Source organism: Leptospira perdikensis (assembly GCF_004769575.1).
GTDB classification, from domain to species: Bacteria; Spirochaetota; Leptospiria; order Leptospirales; family Leptospiraceae; genus Leptospira_A; species Leptospira_A perdikensis.
The window spans coordinates 114,631-126,340 of sequence record NZ_RQGA01000007.1; the positions used below are offsets into that span (position 1 = coordinate 114,631).

General features: G+C 40.9%; 11 protein-coding genes. 5 read left to right on the forward strand and 6 right to left on the reverse strand.

Going from position 1 to position 11,710, the window contains the following annotated elements; genetic code table 11:
* Nucleotides 1-59 precede the first annotated feature (59 nt).
* Together EHQ49_RS07655 and alr are read right to left on the reverse strand one after the other, a co-directional pair.
* Nucleotides 60-956, reverse strand: coding sequence for an alpha/beta fold hydrolase (locus EHQ49_RS07655; RefSeq protein WP_135578043.1), 897 nt, complete (start codon nt 954-956; stop codon nt 60-62).
* 8 nt (nt 957-964) lie between these two features.
* Nucleotides 965-2,095: an alanine racemase gene (alr, locus tag EHQ49_RS07660; protein WP_135578045.1), complete on the reverse strand. Its 1,131-nt coding sequence runs from the start codon at nt 2,093-2,095 to the stop codon at nt 965-967.
* A gap of 55 nt (nt 2,096-2,150) precedes the next feature.
* On the opposite strand from alr, the gene EHQ49_RS07665 reads away from it, so the two are divergent.
* The 5 genes from EHQ49_RS07665 (at nt 2,151) to EHQ49_RS07685 (ending at nt 7,181) form a co-directional block, all read left to right on the forward strand.
* Nucleotides 2,151-3,353, forward strand: coding sequence for an aminotransferase class V-fold PLP-dependent enzyme (locus EHQ49_RS07665; protein ID WP_135578047.1), 1,203 nt, complete (start codon nt 2,151-2,153; stop codon nt 3,351-3,353).
* A 20-nt stretch (nt 3,354-3,373) separates the two neighbouring features.
* Nucleotides 3,374-4,318 (forward strand): bile acid:sodium symporter family protein, encoded by a 945-nt coding sequence (locus tag EHQ49_RS07670; RefSeq protein ID WP_135578049.1) that lies wholly within the window; start codon nt 3,374-3,376, stop codon nt 4,316-4,318.
* Nucleotides 4,319-4,352: 34 nt separating this feature from the next.
* Nucleotides 4,353-4,514 carry a 50S ribosomal protein L33 gene (gene rpmG, locus EHQ49_RS07675; protein WP_081431684.1) on the forward strand — a complete coding sequence of 54 codons (162 nt, stop codon included), beginning with the start codon at nt 4,353-4,355 and terminating at the stop codon, nt 4,512-4,514.
* An 8-nt stretch (nt 4,515-4,522) separates the two neighbouring features.
* On the forward strand, nt 4,523-4,990 hold the full coding sequence (locus EHQ49_RS07680) for a TraR/DksA family transcriptional regulator (RefSeq protein ID WP_135578051.1): 468 nt from the start codon (nt 4,523-4,525) through the stop codon (nt 4,988-4,990).
* 205 nt (nt 4,991-5,195) lie between these two features.
* Entirely contained in the window at nt 5,196-7,181 is a 1,986-nt protein-coding gene (locus EHQ49_RS07685; RefSeq protein WP_135578053.1) for a hypothetical protein, read from the forward strand.
* 4 nt (nt 7,182-7,185) lie between these two features.
* Here EHQ49_RS07685 and EHQ49_RS07690 read toward each other — a convergent pair whose 3' ends face one another.
* The 4 genes from EHQ49_RS07690 to EHQ49_RS07705 all read right to left on the reverse strand — a co-directional run bounded on the left by EHQ49_RS07690 (nt 7,186) and on the right by EHQ49_RS07705 (nt 11,707).
* On the reverse strand, nt 7,186-7,680 hold the full coding sequence (locus EHQ49_RS07690) for a YiiD C-terminal domain-containing protein (protein ID WP_135578055.1): 495 nt from the start codon (nt 7,678-7,680) through the stop codon (nt 7,186-7,188).
* Nucleotides 7,681-7,741: 61 nt separating this feature from the next.
* Complete coding sequence (locus EHQ49_RS07695) at nt 7,742-8,896, reverse strand: class I adenylate-forming enzyme family protein (RefSeq protein WP_135578057.1); 1,155 nt, start codon at nt 8,894-8,896, stop codon at nt 7,742-7,744.
* A gap of 65 nt (nt 8,897-8,961) precedes the next feature.
* On the reverse strand, nt 8,962-10,803 hold the full coding sequence (locus tag EHQ49_RS07700; RefSeq protein WP_135578059.1) for an LruC domain-containing protein: 1,842 nt from the start codon (nt 10,801-10,803) through the stop codon (nt 8,962-8,964).
* Nucleotides 10,804-10,981: 178 nt separating this feature from the next.
* Nucleotides 10,982-11,707 carry a ubiquinone/menaquinone biosynthesis methyltransferase gene (locus tag EHQ49_RS07705; RefSeq protein ID WP_135578061.1) on the reverse strand — a complete coding sequence of 242 codons (726 nt, stop codon included), beginning with the start codon at nt 11,705-11,707 and terminating at the stop codon, nt 10,982-10,984.
* Nucleotides 11,708-11,710 lie beyond the last annotated feature (3 nt).

Sequence of the window (11,710 nt, forward strand, 5' to 3'; positions counted from 1 at the left end):
AGACCCAATCATTCAGTCATGTAAAGAAAGATTTTCTATTACATTGATTTTGATCTTTTCTAAAAAAAAGATTTTTTCGTGGAAGAAGAAACCTTTTTCATGAGAATAAAATCTTTCATTACTTTCTCTGCTGCTTTTTGTTTTTCCATATGTACAAAGTGTCCACACTCTGAAAATAAAACTGCTTTGACATGGGGTGTGGTTCTTTCTAGTTCCATTACATCCTTTCCTGGAATGACTGGATCTTCTTCTCCCCGCATGATAAGGGTGGGTACGCGGTTTCCAAATACAATGGGTCTGATGTCGGTTCTATCTAACATCTCGAGGATCATCAGGATATACCTTGGGTTCAAACATTCAAATTGAGGATTGTAATCTTTTAGGAATTGTTTGATATCTTCTCTTGCATGGAAAGCAGAAGAATCATAAACCCCGTAGGAAAATCCAATTTGTAAGGCTTTCGGTAGAGACTTACCCACTTTAAACCCAAAGTCAAAAAAACTTCCTAAATTAGCACGAAGTCCTACCACACCGATTTTCAAAATCCCAGGGATGGGGCCATGGACAAAAGGTGCGATGGAAATGACTTGTTTGATCCGTTGTGGGAATAAGGAAGCGATGGCAAGGACAGCCATCCCACCTGTGGAATGACCAACGAGTGTAATGTCCTTTTCTCCTGCGGATGCCCAAATTCCTTGAGCTTGTGTTTCTAAAAAGTCTTGGAGGGTGAGTCCTTTTTTTTGATCAAAAATTTCCGCAGGATAATGCCCGACTAAGTCTAGTTCGATGACATCTCCAAACTGACGAAAAAAAGGAATGTTGAGGCCCCAATACCCTGCCGCCGAACACCAACCTCCGATGAGAACAATCGTCTCTTTGGCTTTGGGATTGAGCGACTTATGTTTAACGTAAGTGAGTCTATGATTTTTCCAATTATATATTTGTCTTTCTGACATAAGATCCTCTAGTCTTCAATGATACGGGGAAAAGAACTTAGAATTTTTGTTACCACTTCGTAGTTAATGGTTCCCGTCCAAGCGGCATGGTCATCTGCGGAAATCATTTCATTTCCTGACTTACCTAGAATCACCACATCGTCTCCTAGTTTTGCGTCAGGAATATGAGTGATGTCAAGCATTGTCATGTTCATACAAATTCTTCCTAAAATTTTAGCCCGTTCGCCATGTACCAACATGTATCCATGATTCGAAAGTTTCCGATCAAGCCCCTCATAGTATCCGACGGGAACAACTGCTAATTTCGTATCGTGAGTGGTTTTATAAGTGGATCCATATCCAATAAATGTACCTTGGTTTAGGTTTTGGATGTGTTGGATTTGTGTTTTCCAACTGAGTGCTGGTTTTAACATCCCCACATCTTTTTTCATAAGAGATAAAGAGAGTTTTGTTTCTAAACTCGGCCAAAGTCCGTAGAGAGAAATTCCAACTCGAACCAAATCCATTCTTGCTTCTGAAAATAACATTGCCGAAGCAGACGAAGCACAATGGCAAATCAGGTCAATAAACCCGTGTTTAGCGAAGGTATCAATGGTGTCTTGAAACCTTCCCAATTGTAACATAGAATAACTATGTTCTGTAAAATCTTCTGTGCTCGCAAAGTGGGTGGCAATCCCTGAGAGCGGAAGTTTCTTTTCAAAAATTTCTTTGGCAAGGACTTCTGCATCACTGGTAGGGATCCCAAGTCTCGACATTCCTGTATCCACTTTCAAATGAATTTTGGGAGTAGGGGAAAGTTTGGATAAAATTTCAATTTCTTCAATGCGAGAGACCATCACCCAAAAATTTTCATCGGCTAAAGATTCCTTTCTTTCTTTTAGGTCGGGAATACTTCCCATAATGAGGATGGTGGCTTTGGTAAATACACGGCGAATGGATAGAGCTTCTTCTAAAGAGTTAACACCCAAATAGTCAGCACCGGCATCGAGGGCGATCGAGGCGGTAGCAAGTAACCCATGCCCATAAGCGTTGGATTTGATAATGGCAGTAAACTTGGTTTTTGGTCCGATCAGTTTGCGAAATAGGGCGATATTATGGCTAAACGCCGAACGAGAGAGGTAAATTCGTGAAGAGAGCACGGTCCCATTTTTTTTTACTTTTCTCTTCTGTCGCTTCAGATATTTCTATTTTTGAATGCTTCCTAATCACTCTGAACTTCCGTCCTTCCCACCTTTTGCAAACTGGAAAGGGATCTCCCAGTACTTTCCCGTCCAATCCGATTCCGTTTGGTTGAATTATTGTGGGACTACTCCGGTCTCCACCTACGCTATCGAGATGATGAATCTCTATTTTCAAGAATATTCTAGGTTTGGAATCTTTGCCCCGAGTTTTGCTGAACCGACGATCAAAGCTGCCATCCGAAAATACATCGCAGAAATTTTGCATTGTGATCCATCTGAAATTGGGATTGTACATAACACGAGTGAGGGGATCAATCTTTATTCCCATAGCATTCAGATTCCCAAAGGAAAACGAATTTTAGTTCTGGAAAATGAATATCCGAGTAATGTATATCCTTGGGAACATTGGAAAGAAAAGGGGGTTGGTTTAGAATTTATTCCTGTGGGTAAAACTCCCGACGAGTTTTTAACCAACCTCAAAAATGAATTAGAAAAAGGGGACGTACATATTCTTAGCCTATCGCCTGTTCATTGGTGCACGGGTGTGGCATTTGATATGGATGTTGTTTCCAAACTTTGCGAAACCAATCATACCAAACTTGTGATCGATGGAAGCCAAGCGGTAGGCCATATTGACCTTGATTTTGGAAAAACAAAAGTGGCTTTTTGCGCCTTTGCTGCTTGGAAGTGGTTACTGGGACCTCTCGGGCTTGGAGTTGTATACTTATCCAAAGAAGAATCCAATGGATTCAAACTTATTTTCAAAGGCCAAGCTAGTGTTGTGAACGACTCCAGTTATTTTCCTTACAGAAACGAATGGAAACCAGCAGCCGACCAATTTGAACAAAGTACAATCAACTTCAATGATTGGATTTATTTTTATGCATCATTAAAGATGTTGTCGACTCTTGGGTTTTCTCGGGTGAGGGAAAGGATTTATGAAGTGGCGGGAATGTTTAAAGACGCTCTGCACGACTTAGGTTTTACTTTAGAATCTGATTCTTTTCCCAATGTGAAGACAGGAATTCTTGCCATCAATGGTCATAAAGATCCTTCCAAGTTCCAACCAGAAGCCATCCAGGCCTTTTTAAAACAAAGGAAAATTACTGCAGCCGTACGATTGGGACGACTCCGAATGGCTCCTCATATTGCGATTGAAGAAGAACATGTGGCCCGAGTGAAAGTTGCCTTAGAAGAATACTTAAAACAAAATTAAGTAGGGAGCTAATCCATTATATGGTCACAAAAATTTTGAAGCTGATTGTGAATGCGTTTCCGCTCGTCCTTCTTGTCGTTGCAGGTGTTGGATTTTTATATCCAGAAAAGATCATTTGGTTTAAGGGGCCTTGGATCACTTATAGTCTTGGTGCCATTATGCTTGGGATGGGTTTGACCCTAGAGGCCGAGGATTTCATTCGAATTTTAAAACAACCAAAACCCATTCTCATTGGAACTGTTTTACAATATACCATCATGCCTATCCTTGGATTTTCATTGGGATATCTCTTTCAATTGCCTGAAGCATACGCCGTCGGACTCATCCTTGTCTCTTGTTGTCCTGGTGGTACAGCATCCAATGTCATTACCTTTCTATCAAAGGCGGACGTTCCTTTGAGTGTGACTCTCACATCTGTGTCTACTATCCTTGGAATTCTTATGACACCGTTTCTTGTAGCCCTATTGATTGGCAGTCGATTGGAGATTGATCGTTTGGGTCTTGTGATCACCACCTTCCAGGTAATTTTAGTTCCCGTTGCTCTTGGTCTTTTTTTAAAATCGCTTTTTCCGAAACTTACAAAAGAGATCCAGGAATTCTTTCCTGTTCTCTCCGTTTTGCTCATTGCGATGATTGTGGCTTCGATCATTGCCAGTGGGAAAGGAACCATCCTTAACTCAGACTTTCGTATCTTTTTTGCTGTGATCCTTCTGCATCTAGGTGGGTTTGGTCTTGGTGGAATTTTCAGTTGGTATTTGACAAAGAATACAAAGACCGCAAAAACCATCTCGATTGAAGTGGGGATGCAAAATTCTGGGTTGGGAGCTGTGCTTGCCAAGACCCATTTCCTAGATCCGAGCACCGCAATTCCTAGTGCATTATCGAGTTTGACTCATTCGCTTCTTGGGAGTTTATTTGCTACCTATTTCCGAAGGGAGTCAAAAAATCCCGCTATTGTCGATTGACTATATATGGGGTCGGTACGTCATGGCATAAATTATGAGAGAAATCATAAAACTAACCTGTGTCCCATGTGCGATACCTGGGCGGTCAAATTACTTCCAGACTAAAAATAAGAAGACAAAGTCGGAAAAACTTGTGACTAAAAAATATTGCAAATTTTGCAAATCACATACTGATCACAAGGAATCCAAAGTCTAAGGATTAAGATGCCGAAACCAGCTGCAAAATCTTCATCAGCAGAGAAGGGAGTGGACAAAAAGTTCATCGAAGAGGTGCGTGAGCTCCTCCAAGAGAAAAAAGAGTCCCTTCTCATCAAACTCAACCAATGGGAAGACACAAGTTCTCCTTCTGGATTGAAAGAGATGGGAGATATTGCAGACATTGCATCCGAACTCAATTCAGAAGCCTTAACTTCTGTTTTGACTGAAAATGAAATTGAAACTCTGCGTGAGATCGAACTTGCGTTAGAAAAAATTGAAAACGGAACCTACGGGATCTGCGAAGGAACTAAGAAAAAAATTCCGATCGCAAGACTCAAGGCCATTCCGTGGACAAGATTTACTGTAGAATTTGCAGAACAAATGGCGAAAAGCCGTAACCGTGCCGGTGGATACCGTATGGATTCGTTGTCTGCTTATCCTGCAACGGGAATGGACGTGGATTCTCTGGATTAAGGGAGTCCCCTTTATTCTTTCAAATAATTCCCTTTTTCCTCACTTACGATTTCTCCCGATTCCTTAAAATTTACAATTGATTCACTACGCCAGGCTCTAAACTCTTTCTATCGTGAGTTTTCTAGGCCGACTACGCTCTTTACCTTTTTCTGATCTCGTTTTCTTTTCCTTTTGTACCTTCTCTCTGTGGACCCTCCATCGGTATGTGGAACCGGTTCCCGGCACTCACTTCTTTCCCTCTTTTCTTTTACAATTTTCCTTTGGATTCTTTCCACAGCTTTACCAAAGGAAATGGGGAAGGATATTCACTGCACTTGGAGTGTTTACCTTTCTCAGGCTTCCCTTTTTATCGGGACTGCCGATGGTAGGATCCTATCAGCTTGTTGGTTTGTTTCTTGGTTCTATTCTTGGAATTTGGACGAGAGAAACCATCCTTGTTCTATTGGGAAGGAATGAAACGGCACTTCCCAAACAATCGGAACAAATTCTCACCGATTGGATGATTCGTAATCCCACGGGGAAATCGATCCTTCCCATTTGGTATTCGACTTACTTTGGTTTTGTTTTTTTTCTTTTTGTTTTAACCTTACTTTGTCTTTTACAATACCAAGGTCTTGGGTTGGTCACAGGACTTGGTATTCAGGAATATTTGTATTTTCCTTCTCTTTCTTCAAGAGAAGCTATGGGCCTTTCTTGTAAGATCTTAATTCCTATCTCTTTGGTTGTATTGTATTTGTTTTCTGAAGAAAGGTCTATGCCTACACCGTCTAAGGACAGTTTGTCGGAACAGTTGCGGTTTGGAATCTTCTTAGGGTTTGGCATCAATTTGTTTGTAATGACGATCCAATCCATTTGGAGTTTGGAATTTTTTTCGGAAGGAACTTTGGAAAGTGTGAAGGCAGGCCGAACTACAGGGCTCCTCCAAGATTCAGGTTCCGCCTCTTGGATTTTGCCTGTTCTTTCATCACTTTGGATCACGAAACTCATCACCAACTGGCGTAAGTCCAAAGAAAGATTCAGTCTGATTCTTGCCATTCTCTCTTTTCTTTTTGTGACTTGGCTTGGTTTGAAACAGGGGAAAGCATTTTGGGTGGTATGGACAATTTCCAGTGCCATTGGAATCATCCATCTAACAACCGATTTGTGGATTATCTCTATCACAAAAAAAAGAATCACAAGGGTAGTTTTGTATTTAATCCTACCTATTTTAGGTTTTTGTGCACTCTACGGACTTAGTTTTTTAAAAAAGGATTGGGATCTTGTTGAGTTATCTAAACGTTTTATGGTTGCACTCCCGGTTTGGAAACAAAATCCATATCTTGCTCTTCAAAGAATGGATCTTATGCGAACGGAGTTACTCACCATCTGTCTAGAAGGAATCAAAAATAATCTTTGGCTCGGGAATGGAATTGGATCTTTCCCACTCGCACTTCTTGACCCATTTCGGATTGGAACAAAAACTTCTATGGAGATGATCGACTTTCCACCTAACTTCTATTTGTGGGTGATACATGATTTAGGATTTTTAGGTTTGTTCGTTTTTTTGTTTTTTATCGGAATATTTTTATGGGAGAGAGGGCTTTGGAAACAAAGTTTACTTCTAATTTTGCCCTTTTTATTCGGAGTCCAGATCCAAAATTCTGATGGAGCTTTTCTGTGTTTTTATTTGGTTTTACTTGGAGAAAAAGGATCGGGGTATTCTCCCTCCTTTGACAAACTTAGGAAAACAATTTGGTTTTCCCCTTTACTCCTCATTCTTTCTGTAGGTCTTCCATTAAATTACGCACTGTTTTATTCCCAGAGGTATTGGGATTTGGGCATTGGATCGGAGTATCGTAAGATCCAATTAAAAGAATACCAATCAGCGGCAACTATTCCTCCAAGGTCACCTAATTTTGAATACGAGTTTCATGGAAAAGTATGGGAATGGAAACTTTCAGAGTTTGGGTCGGCAAGGTCTGGGCGAATTTTTTTAGAAACTACTGATAAAAGTCCAGTAGTAGAAGTTTTATTTTTAAATTCTGATCGAACTACCCTCAAACAAGAGTTATTTGCGGAATCAAAATATGGATATGTATGGTCGGGAGAATGCCCAAAGGGAGCCTCTTTTCTTCGGTTAAAGTCTAGATCTAAATTGGAATTTCGATTGCCCAGGTCTCAGTTTGACGGCAGCAACCGAATCCAATTCTAGATTTTTATACTAACCTTCGAATGTATAAATCCTTTGTGATTTTGGCGACGGTTTTTCCGTCTTCACCTACAACTTCGGTTTCATAGGTTCGAATGGTTTTTTTCTCTTTTTTTAAAAGTTCTTTTATATCCTCAAATTCAGAATTCGGGATATGGAAAGTTGCAGTGACCGTACCCTCTCCTGGTTTGACAAAGTCGATTTTTGCACCTTTGTCCCAAACCATATAATCTTTTCCTAAGTTCATCATTAGTAAAAACATAAAAAATGGATCACACATAGAGTAAAGAGAACCTCCAAAGTGAGTGCCCACATAATTCGTGTTTGATAGTATGAGTGGCATAGTAACAACCATTGTGTTTTCATCCACAAGTTTTGGCAGAATGTTGGCACCTTCATAAGGTTTGAACATACGAAAAGCTTGTTCAAATCCGTAAGTTTGTTCCAAAAAATTCCATAAGGGGTTTACTTTGTATTCTAGAAGAATATCTCTGTTTCTCATACGTCCAGATTGGAAAATATAGAATGACTGGTCTACTATTTCTTAAGTTCTTTTTGTTATACTATAAAAATTTATCCGTTGAGTTGTCATATTCGTTACTACATAGTTTGGTGATGGTGGGGTAGTCAATTTTCCCATTGGGTAATAGGGGAAGGGATTGGTTGGTAAGAATCACTTTTGGGATATGACTTTCTGGCATTTCCTTTCGTAATGTAGTAAAAATCTCAGCCGGAGTAAGGTTTGTGGAACTAAAAAGTGCAATAGTATCTCCAATGTCATCCTGAATGCTGACACAAATAAATTTTCCAGGCAATGAGAGCCCGAGAATTTCCGATTCAATTCTGTCTAAAGAAACTCTTTTTCCTTTGTGTTTGATGATTCGATCCTTTCTTCCAAAAAGATACCAACCGCGTTCGGACCAATTTCCTAAATCATTCGTCGCATAATATTCATTATGTGGTATATCGTATTGTGTCCATCCTTTTGTTTCCAATAAGAAGGATTTATGGGATAAAAATGGACTTTTGATCTGGAGTTCAGACTCTTCTGTGCCTTCCGCTGGAACTAATTTTATTTCCAGACCATTGAGGATTTGGAACCGGTTTTGCCGGAGTGGGTCTCGAAAACCCATGGCACCGGTTTCCGTCGAACCGTAGATTTCTAAAACAGAAAGGTCACCTCGGTCTCGGAGAGTTCTTGCGAGAGGTACGGGGAATTTCATTCCAGAAACTACTGCATTTTTTGGTAGTGAGTTCCCGGAATCCAAAGCCGTTTGTAATTGGGGAGAAGAGGTAATCCAAAGTTTGGCTGCAGTCGTCGGTGCCCCTAAGTTTACAGGAACCCCAAGTTGTTTCGGAATCAAATACCCCCATAGGAGTCCATAAAGATGGCAGAGGGGAACAGAAACAAATACGCCTTCCGTATTTTGAAAGAGGGATTTGATTTCGGTTTCTTTTGTCCAGTACTCGATTTCCGTTTCGATTTCTATCCATTCTTTCCAAACCATTTTTGGAATTCCCGTCGAACCAGAAGTGACAAGACAAAAGGAACGAGGTGAATTGAGAACGGGCAGTGGAAACTTGTGGAGATGATTTTCGAGTAAGGTCCCCCGCCATAAAGGATCCACGAGGATAGGATGATTGGTTTCTAAATCGAGTTCAAATTTTCCAGAAAGGAAATACTCTGCATCAGCAAATCGGAGGATAGAAGAGGCCATAAAACAAAAAATCCTCCCCCCAAGGATTGGAGGAAGGATTTCTTTTCAAGCGGTAGGTATCTCTATTAAGCTGCTTGTTGTTTTTCTAAACGTTTTTTCATAAGGAAACCAAGAGCGGCTCCAATTACAATCAAACTTGCCGAAACTTCCAAAGCATTGTTACGAACTGCTTTGATTAAGTAGGCTGAAAAACCATTATCAGCATAAAAATCACTCACTCGAACTACATAGGAAGGACGGTTTGGTGCAGGGATTTGGTCTACATGTAGATACCAATCTTTATGAGCCACACCATTGGAGTGCATCCAAGAGTTGAAGAAGATATAACCCGAGGTAGAAGGTTTACGGATGTCAGCACCTTCTGTAGGGTGATTGAAAATTCCTGGAACAATGATGGCCCAAGGGAAACCAGTTTTGTCTATATAGGAATCTTTACCTTTGCTATCAGTGAAATAACCGGGACGGTAGATTTGTCTAAATACCCCATCTGTTTTTTGGTTGAAAGCAAGGAAGTAATTCAAATGTCCACCTACTAGGTTCTTAGTTGCATTCAAATCTACTGGTTCATCGAAAGTAATGGTTACCTGTGCAGTCACTCCACGAACAAAGTCATTGATTGTGAAAGTTGATCCTGCAGCTGGAGCATTTTTACTTCCGAAAAGTGTTTTATCAGAACTTGGAAGGAGAAGGACTCCTCGTTTGAGTTGTGCTGAATTTAAAGTCCCTCCAGTACAGTCTCCTGTAGCATTCGCAGTGTATTTTGGCGCAGCAGCACAACCACTCCATGGTTTTCCGCTACCATCTAAATAACTCACTTGCACTTTTGCATTAGTTGGAACATTCAATGAAAGTCTTAGTTCATGATTGTATCCTGCACCTTTTGCTACATGGGTGTAAGTTCCACGAATCGTCTTTACTTTGTTTGCTGGTGTTTTGTCCATCTCTGTGCTAAATACGGTGGAATGGTCATTTAAGTCAGCATCTCCCGCAGAAGGATACATGTCTTCGAAAGCAATTGTATATCGACCAGAACGTGCAGTAGTAGCCAGACTAGGATCATCTGGGAATTCATCGTAAACGTTGGCAATTCCATCACAATCAGAATCAACTGCTTGCACACAACCGTTCACTGGTTGGAAATTGGTTGTGTCTACATTGACGACCGGAGCTACAACAACAGTTCCTGCAGAACCACTACCAGTAGATGGTTGTTGAACTGGAGCTGTTCCTGTAAGTTCTACAACTTCACCAGTTGTTGGATTCACACCGATCACACTGATCTCTACTGTAGTTACAGTTGGTGGAACACTAATGGGAATGGTCACGGATCCATTGGAATCAGTGGTTCCAACTCCTACCACATTTGGTTCACCTGTTGTAGTAGTTTCTGTAACCGTCACCGGTGCGTTAGCCACAGGGCCGGATTCGTTCCCGACAACCACTGTCACCGGAACTGTAATATTTGTTTCAAAATTAAAATTACCACCATTGGTTTGGTCTACCACAACTGTTGTGGTTTCATTATGTACGGTAGTAGGTGCTGGAGTGGGAGCCGTTGCTACTGGTGCAGGTGTTGTTGTTACCGGCTCAGGATTACTTGGTGTTGTTGGTGTCGGTGCGGCAACTTCAGGTTCCGTTGTAGGAGTCGTAGTTGTTTGTCCTCCGCCACTAGTCGAACCACCATCTGTAGGAGTGGTTGTTTCTGTTGGAGCCGTGATTTGGCTTGGGTCTGTTGTTTCTAATCCAACCACAGTAAATGTGCCGTCGCCTGTATTGGCAGCTTCAGGAGCTGTTTGTGTGGTTCCGTCACCAAGTCCCAAAAATGGGAGGAGTAAAGCGCCTTTCTTTTTATTGGAACAGTCCAATACTAAGAGCGGTATCGCTAGAAAAATGATCCATCGTTTCATGTTGAGATGTCCTACCTGTATAGGGAATTGAACGACAAAATGCCAAAAAAATCAACGGTGATTTCAAAAAATTTAGGGAAATCCATTGGATTTTTTGGGGAAAGTACGAACAGAGATCAAAAAAATGAACGAAACCTTCCTAAAATCAGCCAAGAATAGCAGGTCTTTCTTTTAAAGTCTAGTTTTTTGCCACATGCGCCACTGCATTTCCAAAAACAAAATTCTGGAATCGTACCTCTTGGAATCCAAGTTCCTCTAAAATCTTTGCCAAACTCTCCTGGTCTGGATAGGTTTTGGAGGAATGGGGAAGGTAATCGAACATCTCATTTTCTCTGCCATAAAGCAAATATCCAAATAGAGGTACCATTTTGAAAAAATAGAAATCGGCAAAGAATTTCAAAAATTTGGGTCGCACACGCCCCACATCTAAATTCACAAAGACCCCACCTTTCTTTAACACCCGTTTGATTTCCATAAGGCATTTTTTTAAATCGGAAACATTCCTGAGTCCAAACCCCATAGTCACAATGTCAAAACTTGCCGTTGAAAATTGGCTCAGGTCCATAGCATCTCCGACAAGAAGGTTAACCCTTGGATCTTGAGGAATTTTATGGATGGCAAAATCTAACATCTTTTCCGAAAAATCTAGGCCTACAATTTGTTCTAGATTTGGTTCCTTCGAGAGCCGAAGGGTGATATCTCCTGTCCCGCAACAGAGGTCGAGGGCAGATTTTGCGAACGGAACGCTCTTTTGGGCCTCTTTGACCACCCAATCCTTCCAAATGCGATGTAGGAAAAAACTATTCCAGTCATTGAATTTGTCATAGGCTTTGGCAATTCCATCAAAATTAGTTCTTACATATTCCGGTTTCTTTTCTTGGGATGGCAGTTGGTATTGGTTCATAGA